Raw genomic sequence first — 21,980 nt, forward strand, 5'->3', positions numbered from 1 at the left:
CGCCGACAGCAGACTTCCTACCAAACTCACAGATCCAGCCCGAACTCCGGCGCGTTCTGGTCGGTGTGGTCGGTCGTGGGATGGGCGACGTGGATGCCGCATTCGGTCTTGTCCCACCCGCGCCAGCGGCCCGAGCGGGGGTCTTCGCCTGCCGCCACCTTGCTGGTGCAGGGCATGCAGCCGATCGACGGATAGCCCTGCGCCACCAGCGGATGCGGGGGCAGGTCGTGCTCGGCGATATAGGCGGCGATGCGGTCCGGGTTCCAGTCGATCAGCGGGTTGACCTTCAGGCGCCCCTGCGCGTCGGTCGTGTCGATCTCGAAGCGCGGCAGTGTGGCGCGGGTCGAGTTCTGGAACGCCTTGCGGCCGGTGAAGGAGGCGTCGTAGTTCAGCAGCGCCTTTTCCAGCGGCTTCACCTTGCGGATCTCGCAGCAGCCGTCCGGGTCGTAGGACCAGCGCAGCCCGCTCTCGTCCTTCTTCGCCAGTTCTTCCGCGTCGGGCAGCAGGTTGATCAGGTTGGTCAGGCCCAGCCGATCGACCAGTTGGTCGCGGTAGGCCAGCGTTTCGGGGAAGTGCTTGCCCGTTTCCAGGAACAGCACTGCCACCGAAGGATCGACCGAGGCGACGAGATGCAGCAGAACCGCCGATTCCGCACCGAAGCTGGACACGATCGCGATATCGCCGGCCATGCCTTCCTTGAGAACCGTTTCGAGCATTTCGTTCGTGTCGGTGCCGCGGAACAGGCGGTTCAGGCGCACGGCATCGGCCTCGTCGAAACGAGGGCCGGTGTCGATCAGGTCGCGAATGCGAGTCACTTCGGTACGGGTCATCGGGTGGTCCCTTTTGACGGCGATTTTCCGGTTATTGAGGCGGAAATCAGCCGTGGCGCTTGGCCCAGATCGCCTGGCGGCCATCGACGCCGGTGGCCTGGTAGACGTTCTCCCAACGCTCGAACGCATTCTGCGCGTCCTGCTCGTTGAGGGCCTTGTCGGGCGCGAAGGCGTCGAAGCCGCAGCGCTTGAGGTGCGAGAGCATGTCGATCACGAGATCGCCCACGGCACGCAGTTCGCCCGCATAGCCCGCTTCGCGCAGGATACGGGCCGAGGAGTAACCACGGCCGTCGGTCCAGGCGGGGAAGCTCACTTCCACCAGCGAGAGACGGTTCAGATGCGGCAGCAGGTCGCGCGCGTCGTCGCCGGGCTCGATGCGGACGGCGGTGGCGTTGGACTGCTCGCCGAAGGAATCGACGGTCACCGCCGGATCGTTGACCGCTTCGTCTTCACGAAAGCGGAATTGCACATCAACCATGGAGCCCCCGCTCATCCTGAGCCTGTCGAAGGGTGAACGGATTGCAGCGTGCTTCGACAAGCTCAGCACGAGCGGTGGTGGCGGAATCAACCATAGATCGCTTCCTTGAACGGGTCCATGCCGATACGGCGATAGGTGTCGAGGAAGCGTTCCTCGCCCTGCTTGTTGGCGAGATAGACTTCGGTGGCCTTTTCGATGGCATCGACCACGCCGTCCTCGGTGAAACCGGGGCCGGTGATCTGGCCGAGCGAGGTGTCCGCGCCCTCGCTGCCGCCCAGCAGGAGCTGGTAGTTTTCCAGCCCCTTCTTGTCGACGCCGAGGATGCCGATGTGGCCCGCGTGATGGTGGCCGCAGGCATTGATGCAGCCGGAGATCTTCAGCTTCAGTTCGCCCAGTTCGGCCTGACGCTCGGCGCTGCCGAAGCGTTCGGAGATCTTCTGCGCCACCGGGATCGAGCGGGCATTGGCCAGCGCGCAATAGTCGAGGCCGGGGCAGGCGATGATGTCGCCCACGGTGTCGAGATTGGCGGTCGACAGGCCCGCTGCGTCCAGCGCCTGCCACACGGTGTAGAGGTCGGCCTTCTTCACGTGCGGGAAGACGATGTTCTGGGCGTGGGTCACGCGCAGTTCGTCGAAGCTGTAGTCCTTGGCCAACTGGGCCATCAGGCGGATCTGTTCGCCGGTGGCGTCACCGGGGATGCCGCCCACGGGCTTCAGCGAAACCGTGGCGATCACATAGCCCGCCTGCTTGTGGGCATGCGTGTTGCGCTCCACCCAGAGGCGGAAGTCGGGATCGGTCAGGTCCAGCTCGTCCGAGGCGCCGGCCTCGAAGCCGGGATCGACGAAGTGGGTCTTGATCCGCTCCAGCTCGGCCAGCGGCGGCTCGATCGGCTGGGTCAGCAGGTGCGCGAACTCTTCCTCCACCTGGCGGACGTATTCGTCGCGGCCCAGTTCGTGGACGAGGATCTTGATGCGTGCCTTGTACTTGTTGTCGCGGCGGCCATAACGGTTGTAGACGCGCAGGCAGGCTTCCGAATACGTGATCAGTTGGTCCAGCGGCACGAATTCGCGGATCAGCGGGGCGATCATCGGGGTGCGGCCCATGCCGCCACCGGCGTAGAACTGGGCGCCGATCTCGCCGGCGTCGTTCTTCACCATCTTGATGCCGATGTCGTGCAGACGCATCGCCGCGCGGTCGGTTTCCGACGCGATGACGGCGATCTTGAACTTGCGCGGCAGCACCAGGAATTCCGGGTGGAAGCTGGACCACTGGCGCAGCAGTTCGGCGTAAGGACGCGGATCGACGATTTCTTCCGCAGCGGCGCCCGCATACTGGTCGGACGAGATGTTGCGGATGCAGTTGCCGCTGGTCTGGATGGCATGCATCTCCACCTTGGCGAGTTCGGCCAGGATGTCGGGCGTGTCTTCCAGCTTGATCCAGTTGTACTGGATGTTCTGGCGCGTGGTGAAGTGGCCGTAGCCGCGGTCGTACTTGTCCGCGATATCGCCCAGCAGCGTCATCTGCGCGGAATTCAGCGTGCCATAGGGCACCGCGACGCGCAGCATGTAGGCGTGCAGCTGGAGGTAGAGGCCGTTCTGCAGGCGCAGCGGCTTGAACTGGTCCTCGGTAAGGTCACCGGCGAGGCGGCGGCGGACCTGATCGCGGAATTCCGCGACGCGGGTATCGACCATCTGCTGGTCGTATTCGTCATACTTGTACATCAGATCACCCAGTTCACGGCTTCGGGGTCGGACGGCTTGAGCGTCAGATCGGGGCGAACGGTCGGCCCGAGAGCGCGGATACGCTCCTTGATATGGGCGGGACGCACGCCTTCATCGGACTTCGCGCCATCGACGATATAGGCGCCGACGACATTGCGGGCCCCTTCCTCACGCGCGACAAGGGCGGCACCATGCTCGCCCACGTCGGCGGAATCGTTGACATCCAGCGACCAGCTTACGCCGGTCCACCAGATGACCGCCCCGGTCTTGAGGTCGTTGCCCGTCAGGATCTTCACTGTTGTACTGCCTCCAGCGCTGTTGCGCTTACGATGGTATCGGGCTGCGCGGTGACAGCGCCGATGACGATGAGCGCGGGGCTGGCCACCCGTTCCCGCTCAACAAGGTCTGCAAGGCCGGCGAGCGACGCGCGCATCACGCGCATGTCGCCCCGCGTGGCCTTTTCGATCACCGCGACGGGAACGTCGGGCGTCAGGCCGTCCGCGATCAGCTTTTCGGTGATCTGGGCGGCGGTCGCAAGGCCCATGAAGATCACCAGGGTCCGGCCCTTGCCGGCAAGGCCGGACCAGTCCTGATCGGTCAGGCCCTTGCACTGGCCGGCCACGAAGCTGACGATCGAGGCATGGTCGCGGTGCGTCAGCGGGATCTGCGCGGCGGCGGCAGCGCCCAACGCGGACGAGATGCCGGGCACCACTTCCACCGGAACCCCGGCGGCGCGGCAGGCTTCGGCTTCCTCGCCCCCGCGGCCGAACACGAAGGGATCGCCGCCCTTCAGGCGCACGACGTCGTTCCCGGCCAGCGCCTCGCGCACGAGGAGGGCGTTGATCTCCTCCTGCTTCATGGTGTGGCGCGAACGGGCCTTGGCCACCGAGATCAGACGGGCGGAAGGGCGCGCCATCGACAGGATCGCCGGATCGACCAGCCCGTCATGCACGATCAGCGCGGCATTCATCACCAGCCGCGCGGCGCGCAGGGTCAGAAGGTCCGGATCGCCGGGGCCGGCGCCGACCAGAAAGACTCGGCCAATGGAAGCGGGATTCGGTTGCATGGTGGCGCACATGGTCCCCCCATGAGGCCGATGCCAGCCAGAATGGCTTTGCAGGGGGCAAGAGCGGCTTTAGGGGCTCTGGAAAATGTTTTCGGTTGCAACGATCCCCGCCGCATTCCGACTCTGATCGGGAATATTTTACGGGTGCACTCTCGGTTTTTCCGAACTGTGCTCTACGATAAAACGTGTTTAATGCACAGGACTCGACGTCCGGAGTGCGGTGAATGCATGTCGAACCGCATCAAGATCTTGATCTGGCTGGAAAATTTCGAGTTATGGTGAATATGCATTAGTAAAAATAGATAAGGAACGTCGCGGATAATTGTCAATTGATCTTCAATTGATCTGGCGCAGATCTGGTGCGGGTGGTCGCAAGATGCTGTCCAGGCTTACCTCCTTCTGTCTACAAGTGAACTGTGGGTTCTAAGACTGCGATCGCAGGTGGATAGGGTGGGTAAGTGGTTAGCCGTGTTCCGGTGATGATTAGCCGGTGCGCTAACGGAATCTTAACCCAGGGAGGAGAGCCTTGCGCCTCCTGGAGATCGCGCAATGCCCATTGAGGCACATTTCGAAGTTAACCCCGCAGCTGTCATGACCGACGGCGACCGCATACGTGCACCCCGCCGCAAGCTGATGCTCGAAACGCAAGGATCGAGTGCCACTGCCAGGGATATGCCCGTATTGGTTCACAATTTTTCCGAGACGGGGCTGCTTCTTGAAAGCGATTCCGTGCTTGCACCCGGCGAGACGATCGAGCTGGATTTGCCCGAGGTGGGGCTCACGCCCGCACGCGTGGTCTGGTCCAGTGGCAAGCTCTACGGCTGCGCGTTCGACCGCGTGCTGCCAAGGGCGGCGCTGAGCGCGGCGCAATTGCGCAGTGCGGTCCAGCCCGGCTTCGAGCTTCCCACGAATGGCTTCCCGGATGTCTCCACTGGTGGGACCGGCGGCAATGCCCCGGCGGCCATCGGCGGGGAAAGTCTTGGGGAGCGTCTGCATCGGCTGCGCAAGGAGCGCGGGCTGACGCAGGGCGAACTCGCCATGCGGCTGGGAGTCAGCAAGCCCACCGTCTGGGCCTGGGAGCAGGGCCGGGCCCGCCCGATCGAGGAGCGGCTCGATGCGATCGCCCGCGAGCTGGGTGTGGGCACGTCCGAACTGCGCCCGGGGCGTACTGTCGCTGGGCTTCCAGAACTCATTGCCCGTTGCCGCGAACAGATCGCTGCCGCGGTGGAGACCACGCCCGACAAGATCAAGATCATGATCGAATTGTGATCTTGTCCTGATTCGGGCCGAACAGAGGCGTGTCTTTTCCGAGAAACGCCTTTGCGACTCAGTTACCCAATGGTAAATATAGGAATAACAATTACTTAAGACAAAGTGTGTTAGATAACAGGGCTAACGTAATTTGCGCTTGAGGCGTTGTTTGGGTCGCTCGAAGTCGTTCGATTGGTAGTCGGTTTTACTCATTTCCATGGGTGCGCGTCTGCTAACTGCTCGCTTCGGGAGGCCGTTTGTTCCTTGCGATCGTTTTGCGATCCATCGGCACCGGGGCACTATGCATGGGAATGGAATTCACATTCCAGGAATCTTGGACGCTGTACGGCCTTCTTGCGGAGGCCACGTCGGACGTCATCCTCAAGACCAATAGTGACGGTTTCATCGTCCACGCCTCGCCGGGGATAGAGCGGCTTGGCGTGCGCTTGCAGGCGGACCGGATCGGGCCGCATGTGCTCGATCTCGTGGCCGACAGCGCCCGGGCGGCGGTGGCGCGCGAACTCGATGCGGCACTGGCCGGGCAACAGACGGAGCGCTGGGTCGAATTTCCCGCCGTCTCGAACGATGACCGCGACACCTGGTTCGAATTGCAGGCCCGCGCGCTGCGCGACGATCAGGGCACGGTGTACGGCGCGCTGGCGGTCATGCGCAGTATCGACGAGAAGCGGGTGCTCAAGGACCAGCTTTTCGCGGCGACTTACACCGATCCGCTCACGCGCCTGACCAATCGCGCCGCCTTCATCTCGATGCTCGAACACATGGTCGATGCCGGGATGGACGGCTGTCTGGCGATGTTCTCGATCGATTTCTTCCGCACCATCAACATGAAGTACGGTCAGCACACCGGCGATGATGTGCTGCGCGTCTTCGCCGACCTCCTACGCGAGATGCTGCGGAGCGACGACCTGATCTCGCGCATCGGTTCGGAGCGCTTTGCGGTGCTGTTGCCGCGCACGAGCCCCTCGCAGGCGCAGGCGATCTGCAGCCGCGTGGTGGCGACGCTGGCGGACCTTCGCCAGACCGTGGGCGAAAGCCGCATGGCGATCACCGCCAGCGGCAGTGTCGCACAGATCGCCGAGAGTCTGGACAGCACTATCGAGCGTGCGGAACTGGCGCTGTTCTGCGCCAAGGCCAAGGGGCGCAACCGTCTGGAAATGGAGAAGCCGCGCCGCGTGGCGGCGTAAAGGCGCGGGCGTTCCTGCGGATTGCTTGCTCCCAGTCCGAACGCCAGTCCAAAACGGGAAGTTTCAAGGCAGCGGGACCCCCGCCTTCGCGGGGGCGACGAAGTGATGGATCTGGCGGCTCATCATCAAATTCGAATGCATGGCCGCCAAAAACGGCGGTGAGACCTAGGCGGCCTTCATCGCCTCCAGCGCCTGCTCGATATCGGCGATCAGGTCGCCCGCGTCCTCAAGGCCGATCGAGAAGCGTACGCCCTGTGAATTTCTGGGGCGGTCCTCCGGGTTTTCCGCCTCGGGCGGCCAAGGCATGATCGAGCGATAGCCGGCCGGCGCGATGGGGATGCAGAGGCTTTCGAAGCCGCCCCACGAATAGCCGATCCCGAACAGCCGCAACGCGTCGACGAAGCGATTGCGCTGGGCCACGCTCACATCCTTGAACACTACGCTGAAGAGGCCGCAGCCGCCGGTGAAATCGCGCAGCCACAGGTCATGGCCCGATGCGTCGGGAAGCATCGGGCAGAGAACTTGCGCCACTTCGGATCGGTCGGCGAGGAACCGGGCGATCTTCAGCGCCGTCTCGGTTCCCTGCTTCAACCGCACCCCCAGCGTGCGCAGGCCGCGCAACGCCAGCGCTGCGTCGTCGGGAGAGACCACGTTGCCCAGTTGCTGCGCGCGGTTGCGCAGCTTGGCGTAAAGCTCCGGCCCGGCACTGGCAGAGCCCATCATCAGGTCCGAATGGCCGCCGACATGCTTGGTCAGCGCCATCACCGTGATATCGGCACCCTTGCGCAGGCCGTGTAAGCCGAGCGAGCTGGCCCAGGTATTGTCGAGCACCGAAATCGCGCCCTTTTCACGGGCGATGCGGGTCAGCGCGGGCACGTCGCAGACTTCCATCGACAGGCTGCCGGGCACTTCCAGCATGACTGCACGCGTGCGCTCCGTGAAGGCAGCCTCGTAAGCGGCAAGGTCGAGCGGATCGAAGAACCGCGTGGTCACGCCGAAGTCGGTCAGCAGGCCAAGCCCCATCGAGCGGGTGGGGTCATAGGCATTGTCGGTGATAAGCAGTTCGTCGCCGGGGAGCAGCAGGGTGAGCATGACGCCGACAATGGCGGCGACGCCGGAAGGATAGATCACCGTGCCCGCCGCGCCGGGCTCAAGCTGGGTGAGGGCATCGCAGAGCGCCCACTGCGTCGGCGCGCCACGGCGGCCGTAGAAAAAGCGGCCGTCCTCGTTATGGCGCGGCCCTTCGGCCAGCGCGGCAGTGTTCTCGTAAAGATGCGTGCTCGCCCGCCAGACCGGCGGATTGACGACCGCCCCCGTCCAGTCCTTGCGGCGGCCGCCCGCGACCAGCTTGGTGGCGGGGGACAGGTCGTCGATATTTTCGAAGTCGCTCAAGGGAATCTCCGCAGCTCGGCGGGAAACCCTAGTCCGGGCATCAGCGGGGGTCGAGAGGGCCGATGGCCTATTCCGCCGCTTCCGGAACCCCGGAAGGCGCAGCGCCGCCGATCGAGCGGGCGCCTTCGATCTCGCGGGCGAGGATCGGCGCATGGTCGCGCGGGCCGGTGTCCACGCGCAGCGGCGCAAGGCCCGCGCCCGCACCGGGTTGGCCGAGCGAGAACACCCGGCGCTCGATCGAACCGTCGGGCAGCGTGAGGAACAGGCGCACAAGCGGCACGAAGAGCGCGGCATCGCCCTGCCGCACCGCGCGGATGGCATTGAGCGGCAGCTGGATCTCGCCCTTCACTTCGCGCGTCTCGCCGGGTTCGAGCGCCCCGAAGCGGTGGCGCAGCGGTACCGAGGCCGGATCAGGCGCAAGCTGTTCGGTCTGCGAGAGCGAGGCATGGGCGGCGATCATGTCGGCCGCGACAGACGCGCCCTCGGCCAGCCCCGAGGCGGGCGCGGTCAGCGTAAGCCGGTACTGCAACGTCGCATAGACCAGCGACTGGCGCAGCAGCACGGGTTCGAGCGTCCATTCGGCACGCGCCAAGGGGGCGGCCTTCGGCAAGGGCGAAACGATGGCGGACGCCAGCGGCTTTGCCGCGGGCGGCACGACGGGCGCCGGACGCGGGGCAGCAGTGATGGGGGCAGGCGTTGGCTTCGGAGCTTCCGCCAGTTCGGGAGCGTCCTCTTCCTCGGCTTCCGGTTCAAGGCCGGCTTCGGCCCATGCGGTGGCCGGCGCGGTGCGGCGGCGCAGCAGGGCGACGATGCCGCCAGCCACCAGCAGCAGCGCGATCGGGATCGCCCACCACCAGTCGGGCCAGTGCTCTGCCGTTGCAGCAGGCGCGGTTTCTGCCGGTGCGGCCACGGATGGCGCAGGCGCGGGGCTCTCGCTGGCGGCGGGTCCCGGGACGAAGGGCGAGGTATTTTCCGGCGTCGCCACAGGTTGCGGGCTTGCGGCGGCCGGGGCCGGCGTTGCCGTTTGTGGTGCCTTCTGCGGTGCCGGTGTCGCGGTGGCGCGCGGTTCCGGACGAGCCGGAGCAGGCGTCTGTGCCTGCTTGGCGGCCGCCGGGGGCGGCGGCGCGGCGACTAGGACGGGCGGGCTCGGCGCCGGGCGTGGCGCTTCGGAAGGCGCGTCGCTTGGGCGCACGACCGGGGCCTGCGCGTCGACCGGGCCCTGCGGGCGCGGTGTATCGGTGGCGTTGGGTCCGGGCGGCAGGCTCCAGGTGGCCTGCGCTGAAGCGGGCACGGCGTAGCCGGCCACGATCAGGGCGCCCGCCAGCGCCGCATTTACCGAAAGAGTACCAGTTCTTGTCATTTTGCCCCGCATCATCCCTCCAGCGCGGAAGCGGGCAGGCGCTGAACCTTGTGTTAATGTATGGTGCCGCCGCGACGAGACGAGAGCCATCATAGCCGAACCGGTGGCCGCGGACAAATCCGCCGAACGAGTTTGTACGGATATAGCGCGCGCCTTGAACGAGTCCGCGCGCGAACCTATCAAGGCGGCATGACCGAAACCCCCATGACCCCGCTGCACCTCGGCCAGGCGAGCCATCTGCCCGCCTCGCCCGAGGAAGCCGTGCTCGACTATGTGCCCAACCCGCGTCAGGGCAGCCTCTATCTGGTGCGTTTCGCCGCGCCCGAGTTCACCTCGCTCTGCCCGGTGACCGGCCAGCCCGATTTCGCGCATCTCGTGATCGACTACGCGCCCGAGGCGACCATCGTCGAATCGAAGAGCCTCAAGCTGTTCCTTGGCGCCTTCCGCAATCATAATGGCTTCCACGAGGACGTGACCGTCGGCATCGGCCAGCGTCTGTTCGACGAGATGAAGCCTCGCTGGCTGCGCATCGGCGGCTATTGGTACCCGCGCGGCGGCATTCCCATCGACGTGTTCTGGCAGTCCGGCGCGGCGCCGGAAGGCCTGTGGGTGCCCGATCAGGGCGTGCCGGGTTATCGCGGCCGGGGCTAACCTCTTGTCCTCCCCGGTACGGGGAGGTGGCAGCGCGCAGCGCTGACGGAGGGGAGTTGCGTCTTTAAGCGTCGTCCCGAGTGGAGAATCCCCTCCACCACCCTTCCTTCGACAAGCTCAGGATGAGCGGGAGCGGTCCCCCTCCCCGTGCCGGAGAGGACAGAGACGCCGCTCTCCATATGAAACGGGCCAAAATGAAACGGGGGCGCCGGGCCGATCCGGCGCCCCCGTATCCCCGAGCTTTCCCTCCAGACGGCTTGCGCCGTGTCCCCGGAAGTCCGCGCCGGGTTGCGTTCTCTAACTTGGCCCTTCCTATCGGGCGGCAAACCGCACATCGTTGAACCGCGTCAGATCGACCGTGCCCTTGCCGAGCGCGGCAAGCTGTCGCGTCGTCAGGCACTGGGCATAGACGGTCGGCGCATCGGCGCGCAGGGCGTCCTGCGTGGCCAGCGCATCGTCCAGCCGCGCCGTACAAGCGGCACGACTCTCGTAAGTCTGGACGGGAATGGGGAGGCGCTCGCAAGCGGACCCGTCGTCGCTGCAGCCGAACAGGGCAAGGGCGATGAGGGCTGCGCTCATGATCTTTCTCCTTTGCCCGGTAGAACGGTCGGCACGCCGGAAATATCCCGCCATACAACGAAAAAGACTCGTTTTCGGGGCTGGAACCGCTGGCCTTCCCGCGCGTAAACCTTGGCTCATGGATCAGATCAAAGCCAAGCTCATCATCCGCCCCGCGACGGTTGCCGATGCGCCCGCCATCGCCCGGCTTTCCACCAAGGTCTACGGCAAGCCGGACGGCTTCACCCGCGCCGAAATTCGCGGGCAGGTCATCAATTTCCCCGAAGGCCAGTTCGTCGCCGAGTACGAAGGCAAAGTGGTCGGCCACTGTGCGACGATGATCGTCACCGCCGATCAGGCATTCCGCCCGCATACCTGGGAAGAGATCAGCAACGGCGGCTACGGCCGCCCGCCTGCCGATGGGGGCGACGTGCTCTATGGCTTCGAGGTCTGCGTCGATCCCGATTACCGGCGCCTGCGCATCGGCCAGCGGCTCTATCGCAAGCGCAAGGAAGTCTGCCAGTATTTCGAGTTGAAAGGCATTGCCTTCGCCGGCCGCATGCCCGGCTATTCGCGCCGCAAGCGCCAGTACCCGAACCCGGCGGACTATCTGGAGGCGGTGAAGAACAAGAAGCTGCGCGATCAGGTCATCAATTTCCAGATGAACGAGGGCTACGAGCCGCGCGGGATCCTGCCGGATTATCTGCCCAACGACCGCGAGAGCGGCGGCAACGCCGTGATCATGTACTGGACCAACCCGCTCGCCCCGCGCGACACCGGCAAGGCGATCCCGGGCTTCAAGGAGCGCGTGCCCTCCAGCGTGCGCGTCGCCACCGTGCAGTTCATGATGCGCAAGATCGAGACCATCGACCAGTTCGAGGAACAGGTCGAATACTGGATCGACGTGGCCGCCGATTACGAGAGCGACTTCGTGGTCTTCCCGGAGCTGTTCACGCTGGAACTGCTCTCGATCGAGGAAACCAAGCTGGAGCCGGCGCAGGCCATCGAAAAGATCGCGACCTATACCGAGCGCTTCGTCGAATTCATGCAGCGCATGGCGGTGAGCTACAACATCAACATCGTCGGCGGATCGCATCCCACCCGCGTGAAGCTGGGCGGCAGCAAGAGCGAGATTCGCAACATCGCCTATACCTTCCTGCGCGACGGGGCGGTGCATGAGACGCAGAAGCTCCATCCCACGCCGTCCGAGCGCAAGTGGTGGAACATCAAGGGCGGCTACGGCGCCAATGTGATCCCCACCGACTGCGGGCCGATCGGGGTGATGGTCTGTTACGACAGCGAGTTCCCGGAACTGGCCCGCCACCTCGTCAACCAGGGCGCGCTGATGCTGTTCGTGCCGTTCTGCACCGACGAGCGGCGCGGGTTCCTGCGCGTGCGCTACTGCTGTCAGGCCCGCGCGGTGGAGAACCAGTGCTATGTCGTCACTTCCGGCGTGGTGGGGAACCTGCCGAACGTGGAGAACATGGACGTGCACTATGCCGAAAGCGCGATCCTGACGCCTTCGGACTTCCCCTTCGCGCGCGACGGCGTGGCGGCGGATACCGCGCCCAATACCGAGACGATCGCGATTGCCGACCTCAGTCTGGACGCGCTGCTGACCGCGCGTCAGGCAGGGGCGGTGCAGAACCTGAAGGACCGGCGGTTCGACCTGTACCGGGTGGAGTGGACGCAGCAGCCCGGGTGAGGAGCGGACTGCTCGCAAGTTCTTTGGATTGAGCCTCACCCGTCGTCCCCGCGAAGGCGGGGCCCCCGCCTTCGCGGGGGCGACGGGGGTGTTTGGCTCAGCTTGTCTAGGGCTGGCTCTCCCTCATCCCGCTCATCCTGAGCTTGTCGAAGGATGCTGGATCAGCGCTACGCCGACGGGGCTTCGACAAGCTCAGCCTGAGCGGGTTGGGGTCAGGTCAGACAGTCAATCAATTGGAAAGTGGTTGTGGCTGTTTTGGCGGCGGATCGCGCAGGATAGCCAGATTTGGGAAGATGCGAAACTTCCTCCTCCTTCACGTCATCCTGAACTTGTTTCAGGATGACGATACGCGGGGAACTGCCATTCCTCGATCGTCATCCCAGCTTCCGCAATTTAGGCGCATCCGGAAAGGAAGGTCTTGGATCAGAATCCCCGCTGGCCACCCACCATTCCGCGCGAACTAAACCATCCGCTGGATCTGCGCCGAGATCCGCTCGCGCAGCGTACTGGCCGGGGGCAGGGCGTAGTTTTCCAGCCGGGCCACACCCATGATCGCATCCTCGCCATAGCAATGGGCCAGGGCGATGGTGTGCCCGCCGACGTGACGCCCGGTCTCGGCCGAATAGAACGCATGGACGGTCGGCAATTCCGGCGCCTCGGGATCCTGATCGACGACCATGGCGATGCGGCCCGAGCGCAAGGTCACGAACGAGCCGATCGGATAGACGCCCACCGCCTCGATGAAGCGGGCGACGATCTCGGCGTCGTAGAGGTTCGGCCGCTCGCTCATGTGGGCCAGCACGTGCGACGGGTCTTCCACCGTGCCGGTCAGGGCGCCGCAGCAGGCGAGGTCGTAGAAATCGCAGATCGCCGCCATGCGCGAGAACAGGTCGAGATCCCGGTCGGTCAGGGCGAGTGGGCAGCCGCTGCCGTCAAGGTGTTCGTGATGACGGCCCACCGCGTGCAGTACTGCATCGGGCATGTCGCCGGCGGCTTCCAGCAGGTCGCGGCCGATCAGGGTGTGGCGCTCCCAGAGCCGGGGATCGAGCCGGGCGATGCCGCCAGCCTCGTCGCCGATCTCCACGTCGAGCCGGGCCACGCCGATATCGAGCAGCAGCCCGGCCATCCCCGCAAGCCGCGATTCGCCCGGGGGCAACCGCATCTGCCGCGCCAGCGAGACCATCAGCGCGCTGGTCGCCAGCATGTGGCGATAGACGGGTTCGCTGTCGGACTTGCAACGCATCAGGCCGGAGAAAGCGAAAGGATTGCGCTCGATCGAGGCGTGAATGTCATCGACCACCGGGGCGACTTCGATCACGCGCGGCGCCTTGCCCAGCCGGGCTGCGAGGAAGACTTTGGAAACCGTCTTGCGGGCTTTGCCGGCCACCAGCCGGGCATTGCCGAATTCGCGGCTGATCGGGATCGGACCGGAGCGCAGCGAGGCGCCGTTGGCGATGATCGCACCCCGGGGCGGCGGGACGGAGGCCATGCGGCGCTGCACCGGTCGCATGTGGAACGGCGCGGTCGGCGCGGGGGCGGGCGGGTCTTCGGCGGGAACGTCGGCGCCGCGCTCGGTGTCGATGATGACGGCGTCGAGTTCGCTGTTGCGGACGGTTTCCAGCCGTTCCACGTCCTCTACCAGGAACTGCGCGCGCCAGAACGGGTGGCGCAGCCAGTTGCCGTGGAAGGACTGGATGTACATCCCCAATTCGACTTGCGACGGCGATATGCGCTTGAGAACCATGCCAAACCCGCGATGTGGTGCCGACCCCCGCGATAACGCGGGCAAGGCTGTCTCGACGTTCGCGGTAGGATCAGTAAGTATACTTATTATAGAAGGATTTTGCCGCCGCGGGCGGGATCGCGCGGCAAATCCGATTTCCTGAGCGCAGGCCTCAGGCGATCCCCAGCCAGAGCGCGCCATAAGCGGGCAGATGGTCGTGATCGGCGCCGTTTACCGAGAGCACGATCATGCCCTCGGCCGGTTCGGGCAGGTCTATCGGTTCCGCCGAGAGGTTGAACAAGCAGCGCACCCGCGCGGTCCCCGCGTCGCGCTCGAAAGTCAGCAGCGAACCGTCGGCCGTGCAGTCGATCAGGCTGCCGTGATGGAGCGCGGGGATCGCCTTTCGCAGCGACAGGACATGGCGCGTGAAGTGCAGCAACGATTCCGAATCGGCTTCCTGCACCGCAGCGGCGCGCGCGAGGTTCTCGCCGGACATCGGCAGCCACGGCGCGCCGGTGGTAAAGCCGCCCGATGCGGCCTCTTCCCATGGGAACGGCGTGCGCACGCCGTCGCGGGAGAGAGTGAGCGGCCAGTTGGCGATGGCTTCCGGGTCCTGCAATTGCTCGAAAGGAATCTCGTCCTGAACCAGCCCCAGTTCCTCGCCCTGATAGACGATCACATTGCCGCGCAGCGCCGTGAGCAGCGCCATCTTTACGCGAGCGAAAGCGGGGCGATCCTCGGGCGTACACCAGCGCGAGACGGCGCGCGGAGCGTCGTGGTTTTCGAAGGCCCAGCTTGGCCAGCCGCCGGTTTCTCCGGGAGCGAGTTCCCAGCGCGCCAGCGTCTCGGCCACGAACCCGGCCGTCAGCGCCGGGGCATAGAGGAAGTCGAAGCCATAGGCGCTGTTGAGCCGGTGATCGCCCGCCGTGTAGGCGCGCCGGTCAGCCTGCGGATGATCGCCGCCGATCTCCGCCACGGTGTGGACGCCGGGGAATTCGTCGCAGACCGCGCGCAGTTTTTCGACCACCGCTACCATGCCGGGGTGCGACTGGCTGTACTTCTTGATCTGGTAATCGAAAGGACGGCTGCGCGTGCGACCGTCTTCGGGGGCGGGCGGATTGTTCCGCAGTTCCGGATCGTGCATCGCGTGGTTCAGCGCGTCGAGCCGGAAGCCGTCCACCCCGCGCTCCAGCCAGAACCGCGCAACGGCCAGCACCGCGTCCTGCACCTGCGGATTGTGCATGTTGAGTTGCGGCTGCTCCTTGAGGAACGTGTGCATGTAATATTGCCGCCGCCGCGCGTCCCAGGTCCATGCCGGGCCGCCGAACACCGATTGCCAGTTGTTGGGTGGGGTGCCGTCCTCGTTTGGATCCTGCCAGACGTACCAGTCGGCTTTCGGGTTGTCGCGGTTCTGGCGGCTTTCCGCGAACCACGGATGCAGGTCCGAAGTGTGTGCATAGACCTGATCGATCAGGACTTTCAGGCCCAGTTCGTGCGCGCGGGCGACCAGCGCGTCGAAGTCCGCCATCGTGCCGAATACCGGGGCGATCCCGCAGTAATCGGCCACGTCATAGCCGAAATCGCGCATCGGGGATGTGAAGAAGGGCGATATCCAGATCGCATCGACGCCCAGCGCCGCCACATAGTCCAGCCGGCGGGTGATCCCGGCCAGATCGCCCACGCCGTCCCCGTTGCTGTCCTGAAAGCTGCGGGGATAGATCTGATAGATCGCCGCGCCCTGCCACCATGGGCGGGCGGACGAGTCAGGCGATGTTTCGGCAGGCTCGCCCAGAGGGGTATCCGCAGGGGTATGGTCCAGGGTCATGCGCACCTTTCGCGAAGGCTGGCGGAGCGTGCCGCTATAGCATCGGCGCGGCGGGCTGGCGAATTTTTTGCGGCAGCGCACAATGGCTCTTGCCGCTCTGCAACGCTGTGCTAGCCATGGGGGGGAGGAAGTCGGGAAGGGATAGGGATGCTTGCGCAGCCAGGCATCCTGACGATGACGTAAACTGCTGCCGTCTGGCGATTTTCTGTCCGGCGGTCGGCCCGTTCAGGAGTGTGCCCGTGGCTACCGATCCTGTGTCAGACACTTCCGGTTCCGTTTCCGATGCGGGCCCCCTTGCGTCCGTGCAAACCCCGTCCGAGATGGACAAGCACATCGTCAGCGTGCTGCGCAACCGCGTGGGCAAAGACGAGCGCGCGGCCAAGCAGTACGACTGGTACACCGCGTCGATCCTGGCCCTGCGCGACAAGATTATCGACAAGTGGTTCGAATCCACGCGCCGCACGTACGATACGGGCGGCAAGCGGGTCTATTACCTGTCGATGGAGTTCCTGATCGGTCGCCTGCTGCGCGACGCGCTTTCGAACATGGGCATGACGCGCGAGTTCGAGAAGGCGCTGGCCGCGCACGGGCTGGACCTTGCCGCGCTGGAGGAGCTTGAGCCCGATGCGGCGCTGGGCAACGGCGGACTCGGTCGTCTGGCGGCCTGCTTCATGGAGAGCCTCGCCACGCTGGACATCCCGGCCTACGGCTACGGCATCCGCTACAAGAACGGCATGTTCCGCCAGCGCGTCGACGATGGCTGGCAGGTCGAACTGCCCGAGACATGGCTGGCCCACGGCAACCCGTGGGAGTTCGAGCGGGTGGAAAGCACCTACCGCATCGGCTTCGGCGGCGAAGTGGTGGCAGAGGGCGAGGGCGTGTTCTGGCATCCGGCCGAGCAGGTCGAGGCCACCGCGATCGACACGCCCATCGTCGGCTGGCGCGGCAAGCGCGTGAACACGCTGCGGCTGTGGACGGCCAGCCCGCTCGACCCGATCAAGCTGGATGCCTTCAACGCTGGCGACCACTTCGGGGCGCTGGCGGAGCAGGTGCGGGCGGACAGTCTGGTGCGCGTGCTCTACCCCGCCGATTCCAGCCCTGCGGGTCAGGAACTGCGGCTGCGGCAGGAGTATTTCTTCACCGCCGCCTCGATCCAGGACATCGTGCGCCGCCACGTCCAGTACGAAGGCGATATCCGCACGCTGCCGGAGAAGGTGGCGATCCAGCTGAACGACACGCACCCTTCGGTCGCGGTGGCGGAGCTGATGCGGCTGCTGGTCGATGAAAACGGCCTTGAGTTCAACGAGGCGTGGGACTTGTGCCGCCAGACGGTTTCCTACACCAACCACACCCTGCTGCCCGAGGCGCTGGAATCCTGGCCGCTGCCGCTGTTCGAGCGGATGCTGCCGCGCCACATGCAGATCATCTACGCGATCAACAGCCGCGTGCTGCGCGAAGCACGCAAGGCGGGCTGCGACGATGCGCAGATCGCGGCGATCTCTCTGATCGACGAGGGCGGCGAGCGGCGCGTGCGCATGGCGAACCTCGCCTTCGTGGGATCGCATTCGGTGAACGGCGTGGCCGCGCTGCACACCGAACTAATGAAGGAGACGGTCTTCGCCGATCTCCACCGCCTTTACCCGACGCGGATCAACAACAAGACCAACGGCGTAACTCCCCGCCGCTGGTTGCAGCAGTGCAATCCGGGCCTGACCCGCGTGATTCGCGACGCCATCGGTGACGGCTTCCTGGATGACGCGGAAAAGCTGTCCGACCTCAACGCCCATGCCGACGACAAGCAACTGGGTGAGCGCGTGGCCGAAGTGAAGCGCGCCAACAAGGTGGCGCTGGCCGATTATATCAAGAAGACCATGGGCGTGCGGCTCGATCCCGATGCGCTGTTCGACGTGCAGATCAAGCGCATCCACGAATACAAGCGGCAGCTGCTCAACCTGATCGAGACGGTGGCGCTCTACGACCAGATCCGCAGCCATCCGGAGCGGGACTGGGTGCCGCGCGTGAAGATCTTCGCAGGCAAGGCGGCGCCGAGCTATCACAACGCCAAGCTGGTCATCAAACTGGCGAACGACATCGCGCGGCGCGTCAATGCCGACCCTTCGGTGGGCGGGCTGCTGAAGGTGGTCTTCGTGCCCAACTACAACGTCAGTCTGGGCGAGCGGATCTTCCCGGCGGCGGATCTGTCCGAACAAATTTCGACCGCGGGCATGGAGGCCTCCGGAACCGGCAACATGAAGTTCGCGTTGAACGGTGCACTGACCATCGGCACGCTCGATGGCGCCAATGTCGAGATCAAGGACCATGTGGGGGACGACAATATCGTCATCTTCGGCCTGACTGCCGATCAAGTGGCCCAGAAACGCGCCAGCGGTTACAATCCCCGCGAAGTCATCGACGGATCACGTGAGTTGAGTCAGGCGCTGACCGCCATATCCTCGGGCGTATTCTCTCCCGATGACCCCGATCGTTACAAGGATCTGATCGGCGGCATCTATGACCATGACTGGTTCATGTGCGCGGCCGACTTCGACGGTTATGCCGCCGCGCAGCGTTCGGTTGATGCCTGGTGGGAAGATACTTCACGCTGGCGCGCGGCAACGATACGCAATATTGCGAATGTCGGGTGGTTTTCGTCCGACCGGACAATCGCCGAATATGCGAGAGAGATCTGGAAGGTTCTGTGACGCCAAGGGACAGTCTGAAACCACCGGAAAGTGCGATAGAAGCTCTCCTTCAAGGCGTTCATGTCGACCCGTTTTCGCTTCTGGGCGTGCTGCCCGGACCTGACGGCACCTTCGTCCGCGCGATCCTGCCCGGGGCCGAGGATGTCGAGGCGTTCAGCCTGGGCGGGCGGCGGCTGGGCATGCTGGGCAAAGTGGACGATCGCGGCCTGTTCGAAGGCCGCCTGATCGCCAAGCCGCAGCCGATCCGCTACCGCTGTTCGGACGGGCAGCATCAATGGCTGGTTACAGACCCCTATACCTTCGGGCCGGTGCTGGGGCCGCTCGACGATCTGCTGATCGCGCAGGGCACGCATTTCCGCCTGTTCGACAAGCTGGGCGCGCATATCATCACGCATGAGGGCGCGGGCGGCGTCCACTTCGCGGTCTGGGCGCCGAATGCTCGGCTGGTCAGCGTCGTCGGCGATTTCAACGACTGGGATCCGCGCCGCCATGTCATGCGCGACCGCAAGGACATCGGCGTGTGGGAAATCTTCATCCCCGACATCGCTGACTATCGCGCCTACAAGTACCACATCATCGGCGCGGACGGCGCGGAGCAGCCGCTGAAGGCCGATCCCTTCGCCTTTATGTCGGAAATCCGCCCGGCCACTGCCTCGATGACCGCGCACCCGGCCAAGCTGGACTGGGGGGACGAGGCGCACCGCGCGCATTGGGCCAAAGTCGATCCGCGCAAGGTGCCGGTCTCGATCTACGAGGTTCACGCCGGTTCGTGGCAGCGTGACCGGTTCAACTGGTTCCTCAACTGGGACGATCTGGCCGATCGGCTGATCCCCTATGTGGTGGAGATGGGCTTCACCCATATCGAATTCCTGCCGATCAGCGAGCACCCCTACGATCCGTCATGGGGATACCAGACCACCGGGCTCTATGCGCCCAGCGCGCGCTTCGGCGAACCGGCGGGCTTCGCGCGCTTCGTCGATGGTGCGCACCGGGCGGGGATCGGCGTCATTCTCGACTGGGTGCCGGCGCATTTCCCCACCGACCAGCACGGGCTCGTCCGCTTCGACGGCACGGCGCTTTACGAACATGCCGATCCGCGCATGGGTTTCCAGCCGGACTGGAATACGCTGATCTACAACTTCGGCCGGCGTGAGGTGGTGAGCTTTCTGGTCAACAACGCGCTGTTCTGGGCGGACCGCTATCACGTGGACGGGCTGCGCGTGGATGCCGTCGCCTCGATGCTCTACCGTGACTATTCGCGCAAGGAAGGCGAATGGATCCCCAATGCGCAGGGTGGCCGAGAGAACTGGGAGGCGGTGGACTTCCTGCGCGCCGTCAACCGCGCGCTTTACGGCCAGCATCCCGGCGTCATCACGATTGCCGAGGAATCGACCGCATGGCCGGGGGTGACGCAACCCGCTTACGAAGTGGACGATGGGAAGCGCGCCAGTGCACTGGGCTTCGGCTTCAAGTGGAACATGGGCTTCATGCACGATACGCTGCGCTACATGGGCCGCGATCCGGTGCATCGTCGCTATCACCATAACGACATCACGTTCGGGCTGACCTACGCCTTCAGCGAGAACTACGTGCTGCCGCTCAGCCATGACGAAGTGGTCCACGGCAAGGGATCGCTGCTGGGCAAGATGAGCGGCGACGATTGGCAGCAGTTCGCCAACTTGCGTGCCTATTACGGCATGATGTGGGGCTATCCCGGCAAGAAGCTGCTGTTCATGGGGCAGGAATTCGCCCAGCGCCGCGAATGGAGCGAGGAACGCGCGCTCGATTGGGAACTGCGCGATGCTCCGGCGCACGAAGGCGTGCGCAATCTGGTGAAGGACCTGAACGCGCTCTACCGTACCAAACCCGCGCTCCACGCCGGCGATTGCGATGGCAACGGGTTCGAATGGCTGGTGGTGGACGATGCCGAGAACTCGGTCTTTGCGTGGCTGCGCAAAACGCCCGATGCGAAGCCCATCGCGGTTATCTCCAACATGACCCCGGCGCTGCTGACCGGCTATCGCCTGCCGCTGCCGCTGGCGGGCACTTGGAACGAAGTACTGAACACCGATGCGCTGACTTACGGCGGCAGCGGCAAGGGCAATCTGGGTGCCGTCAAGGCTGCCGATGGCCACGCCACCGTCACGCTGCCGCCGCTGTCGACCATCATGCTGGAATTCGAAGACTGAGGATGCGGCCCACCGTCGGGCCCGCTGTCTGCAAGGGAGAGTGATTGAGATGCGTACCTCCGGATCGCCGCTTGCACGCGACGCCATGGCCTATGTGCTCGCGGGAGGGAGGGGCAGTCGTCTTGCCGAATTGACCGACAATCGTGCCAAGCCGGCGGTCTATTTCGGGGGCATGAGCCGCATCATCGATTTCGCGCTGTCCAATGCGATCAATTCGGGCATCCGCCGCATCGGCGTGGCCACGCAGTACAAGGCGCATAGCCTGATCCGCCATATGAACCGCGCGTGGAACTTCATGCGGCCGGAACGCAATGAAAGCTTCGACATTCTGCCCGCCAGCCAGCGCATTTCCGAAATGCTGTGGTACGAGGGCACGGCGGACGCGGTGTTCCAGAACATCGATATCATCGCATCGTACAGCCCCAAGTACATGGTGATCCTGGCGGGCGACCACATTTACAAGATGGACTACGAGTTGATGTTGCAACAGCACGTCAACTCCGGCGCGAATGTTACCGTGGGCTGCCTCGTCGTGCCGAAGAAGGAGGCGACTGCGTTCGGCGTGATGCATGTCGACAAGGACGACGTCATCACCTCGTTCCTGGAAAAGCCGAAGGATCCGCCGACGATCCCCGGCGATCCGGACAATTGCCTGGCCTCCATGGGCATCTACGTCTTCGATACGGAGTTCCTGTTCGAACAACTCCGCCGCGATGCCGCCGAACCCGATTCCAAGCGCGATTTCGGGGGGGACATCATCCCCTACATCGTCAAGCACGGGAAGGCGCAGGCCCACCGCTTCACCAATTCCTGCATACGCGCGGCCGAGGAAATCGGCGAATACTGGCGCGATGTCGGCACCGTGGACGCCTATTTCGACGCCAACCTCGACCTCACCGACACCGTGCCCAAGCTCAACATGTACGACCGCGACTGGCCGATCTGGACCGACACCGTCGTCGCCGCGCCTGCCAAGTTCGTGCATGACGAGGAAGGGCGGCGGGGCGAGGCAATCTCCTCGCTGATCAGTCAGGACTGCATCGTCTCCGGATCGCTGGCGCGGCGCTCGCTGCTGTTTACCGGCGTGAAGATGGGCAGTTACTCTTCCGTCAACGAAGCGGTGATCCTGCCTTACTGCAACATCGGTCGTCACGCGCGGCTGAGCCGGGTGATCATCGATTCCGGCGTGCGCATCCCCGAAGGACTGGTGGTGGGAGAAGACCCCGTTCTGGACGGGCAGCGTTTTCGCCGCACCGACAATGGCGTATGCCTGATCACCAAGCGCATGATCGAGCGTTTGGAACTCTGATCGGCCGAAGAAGGA

17 protein-coding genes are annotated in these 21,980 nt (G+C 64.8%); 7 read left to right on the forward strand and 10 right to left on the reverse strand.

The window, feature by feature from the left end:
- Nucleotides 1-26: 26 nt before the first annotated feature.
- The 5 genes from AC1VVM_RS07780 to cobA form a co-directional block, all read right to left on the reverse strand.
- Nucleotides 27-830, reverse strand: coding sequence for a phosphoadenylyl-sulfate reductase (locus AC1VVM_RS07780; RefSeq protein WP_132389142.1), 804 nt, complete (start codon nucleotides 828-830; stop codon nucleotides 27-29).
- Nucleotides 831-876: 46 nt separating this feature from the next.
- Entirely contained in the window at nucleotides 877-1,308 is a 432-nt protein-coding gene (locus AC1VVM_RS07785) for a DUF934 domain-containing protein (protein WP_482903446.1), read from the reverse strand.
- 86 nt (nucleotides 1,309-1,394) lie between these two features.
- On the reverse strand, nucleotides 1,395-3,029 hold the full coding sequence (locus AC1VVM_RS07790) for a nitrite/sulfite reductase (RefSeq protein WP_482956277.1): 1,635 nt from the start codon (nucleotides 3,027-3,029) through the stop codon (nucleotides 1,395-1,397).
- The gene (locus AC1VVM_RS07795) at nucleotides 3,029-3,325 is read right to left on the reverse strand and encodes a DUF2849 domain-containing protein (protein ID WP_482956278.1); all 297 of its coding nucleotides are present in this window, start codon (nucleotides 3,323-3,325) and stop codon (nucleotides 3,029-3,031) included. The genes AC1VVM_RS07790 and AC1VVM_RS07795 overlap by 1 nt, the downstream gene beginning before the upstream one ends.
- A complete protein-coding gene (cobA, locus tag AC1VVM_RS07800; protein ID WP_482903448.1) occupies nucleotides 3,322-4,095 on the reverse strand; it encodes a uroporphyrinogen-III C-methyltransferase in 774 nt (257 codons plus the stop codon). The genes AC1VVM_RS07795 and cobA overlap by 4 nt, the downstream gene beginning before the upstream one ends.
- 549 nt (nucleotides 4,096-4,644) lie before the next feature.
- Between cobA and AC1VVM_RS07805 the strand changes: the two genes are divergently transcribed.
- Nucleotides 4,645-5,364, forward strand: a complete 720-nt coding sequence (locus tag AC1VVM_RS07805) for a helix-turn-helix domain-containing protein (protein ID WP_132389152.1) — start codon at nucleotides 4,645-4,647, stop codon at nucleotides 5,362-5,364.
- Nucleotides 5,365-5,651: 287 nt separating this feature from the next.
- Nucleotides 5,652-6,551 (forward strand): GGDEF domain-containing protein, encoded by a 900-nt coding sequence (locus tag AC1VVM_RS07810; RefSeq protein ID WP_132389154.1) that lies wholly within the window; start codon nucleotides 5,652-5,654, stop codon nucleotides 6,549-6,551.
- A 165-nt stretch (nucleotides 6,552-6,716) separates the two neighbouring features.
- Here the strand turns inward: AC1VVM_RS07810 and metC are convergent, their stop codons facing one another.
- Both metC and AC1VVM_RS07820 read right to left on the reverse strand, forming a co-directional pair.
- Nucleotides 6,717-7,949, reverse strand: coding sequence for a cystathionine beta-lyase (metC, locus tag AC1VVM_RS07815; protein ID WP_482956336.1), 1,233 nt, complete (start codon nucleotides 7,947-7,949; stop codon nucleotides 6,717-6,719).
- Between the two features lie 61 nt (nucleotides 7,950-8,010).
- Nucleotides 8,011-9,303, reverse strand: coding sequence for a hypothetical protein (locus AC1VVM_RS07820; protein WP_482956279.1), 1,293 nt, complete (start codon nucleotides 9,301-9,303; stop codon nucleotides 8,011-8,013).
- A 189-nt stretch (nucleotides 9,304-9,492) separates the two neighbouring features.
- Between AC1VVM_RS07820 and queF the strand changes: the two genes are divergently transcribed.
- Nucleotides 9,493-9,954, forward strand: coding sequence for a preQ(1) synthase (gene queF, locus AC1VVM_RS07825; protein ID WP_207904722.1), 462 nt, complete (start codon nucleotides 9,493-9,495; stop codon nucleotides 9,952-9,954).
- A gap of 312 nt (nucleotides 9,955-10,266) precedes the next feature.
- On the opposite strand, the gene AC1VVM_RS07830 is transcribed toward queF, so the two are convergent.
- Entirely contained in the window at nucleotides 10,267-10,533 is a 267-nt protein-coding gene (locus AC1VVM_RS07830) for a hypothetical protein (RefSeq protein WP_482903450.1), read from the reverse strand.
- 118 nt (nucleotides 10,534-10,651) lie between these two features.
- Here AC1VVM_RS07830 and AC1VVM_RS07835 point away from each other — a divergent pair, with 118 nt between their 5' ends.
- On the forward strand, nucleotides 10,652-12,217 hold the full coding sequence (locus AC1VVM_RS07835; protein WP_132389162.1) for a bifunctional GNAT family N-acetyltransferase/carbon-nitrogen hydrolase family protein: 1,566 nt from the start codon (nucleotides 10,652-10,654) through the stop codon (nucleotides 12,215-12,217).
- 460 nt (nucleotides 12,218-12,677) lie between these two features.
- Here AC1VVM_RS07835 and AC1VVM_RS07840 read toward each other — a convergent pair whose 3' ends face one another.
- Nucleotides 12,678-13,961, reverse strand: a complete 1,284-nt coding sequence (locus AC1VVM_RS07840; protein ID WP_482903451.1) for a cyclic di-GMP phosphodiesterase — start codon at nucleotides 13,959-13,961, stop codon at nucleotides 12,678-12,680.
- A gap of 151 nt (nucleotides 13,962-14,112) precedes the next feature.
- A complete protein-coding gene (locus AC1VVM_RS07845) occupies nucleotides 14,113-15,765 on the reverse strand; it encodes an alpha-amylase family glycosyl hydrolase (RefSeq protein ID WP_482903452.1) in 1,653 nt (550 codons plus the stop codon).
- 320 nt (nucleotides 15,766-16,085) lie between these two features.
- Here AC1VVM_RS07845 and AC1VVM_RS07850 point away from each other — a divergent pair, with 320 nt between their 5' ends.
- From AC1VVM_RS07850 to glgC, 3 genes are read left to right on the forward strand one after another with little or no spacing between them, the layout of a single operon-like run.
- Complete coding sequence (locus tag AC1VVM_RS07850) at nucleotides 16,086-18,467, forward strand: glycogen/starch/alpha-glucan phosphorylase (RefSeq protein WP_482905172.1); 2,382 nt, start codon at nucleotides 16,086-16,088, stop codon at nucleotides 18,465-18,467.
- 14 nt (nucleotides 18,468-18,481) lie between these two features.
- Nucleotides 18,482-20,656, forward strand: a complete 2,175-nt coding sequence (gene glgB, locus AC1VVM_RS07855) for a 1,4-alpha-glucan branching protein GlgB (RefSeq protein ID WP_482956337.1) — start codon at nucleotides 18,482-18,484, stop codon at nucleotides 20,654-20,656.
- Nucleotides 20,657-20,705: 49 nt separating this feature from the next.
- Nucleotides 20,706-21,965, forward strand: coding sequence for a glucose-1-phosphate adenylyltransferase (glgC, locus tag AC1VVM_RS07860; protein ID WP_132389170.1), 1,260 nt, complete (start codon nucleotides 20,706-20,708; stop codon nucleotides 21,963-21,965).
- Nucleotides 21,966-21,980: the final 15 nt, after the last annotated feature.

This window comes from Novosphingobium sp. BL-S-33 (genome assembly GCF_056857025.1).

Excerpts from the sequence above, each read along its gene's own strand:
- queF (WP_207904722.1), top strand. The coding sequence starts at position 9,493 with ATGACCGAAACCCCCATGACCCCGCTGCACCTCGGCCAGGCGAGCCAT.
- AC1VVM_RS07785 (WP_482903446.1), bottom strand. The coding sequence starts at position 1,308 with ATGGTTGATGTGCAATTCCGCTTTCGTGAAGACGAAGCGGTCAACGAT.
- AC1VVM_RS07850 (WP_482905172.1), top strand. The coding sequence starts at position 16,086 with ATGGACAAGCACATCGTCAGCGTGCTGCGCAACCGCGTGGGCAAAGAC.
- AC1VVM_RS07840 (WP_482903451.1), bottom strand. The coding sequence starts at position 13,961 with ATGGTTCTCAAGCGCATATCGCCGTCGCAAGTCGAATTGGGGATGTAC.
- AC1VVM_RS07790 (WP_482956277.1), bottom strand. The coding sequence starts at position 3,029 with ATGTACAAGTATGACGAATACGACCAGCAGATGGTCGATACCCGCGTC.
- AC1VVM_RS07830 (WP_482903450.1), bottom strand. The coding sequence starts at position 10,533 with ATGAGCGCAGCCCTCATCGCCCTTGCCCTGTTCGGCTGCAGCGACGAC.
- AC1VVM_RS07805 (WP_132389152.1), top strand. The coding sequence starts at position 4,645 with ATGCCCATTGAGGCACATTTCGAAGTTAACCCCGCAGCTGTCATGACC.
- AC1VVM_RS07780 (WP_132389142.1), bottom strand. The coding sequence starts at position 830 with ATGACCCGTACCGAAGTGACTCGCATTCGCGACCTGATCGACACCGGC.
- glgC (WP_132389170.1), top strand. The coding sequence starts at position 20,706 with ATGCGTACCTCCGGATCGCCGCTTGCACGCGACGCCATGGCCTATGTG.
- AC1VVM_RS07845 (WP_482903452.1), bottom strand. The coding sequence starts at position 15,765 with ATGACCCTGGACCATACCCCTGCGGATACCCCTCTGGGCGAGCCTGCC.
- AC1VVM_RS07835 (WP_132389162.1), top strand. The coding sequence starts at position 10,652 with ATGGATCAGATCAAAGCCAAGCTCATCATCCGCCCCGCGACGGTTGCC.
- cobA (WP_482903448.1), bottom strand. The coding sequence starts at position 4,095 with ATGCAACCGAATCCCGCTTCCATTGGCCGAGTCTTTCTGGTCGGCGCC.
- AC1VVM_RS07810 (WP_132389154.1), top strand. The coding sequence starts at position 5,652 with ATGGGAATGGAATTCACATTCCAGGAATCTTGGACGCTGTACGGCCTT.
- AC1VVM_RS07820 (WP_482956279.1), bottom strand. The coding sequence starts at position 9,303 with ATGACAAGAACTGGTACTCTTTCGGTAAATGCGGCGCTGGCGGGCGCC.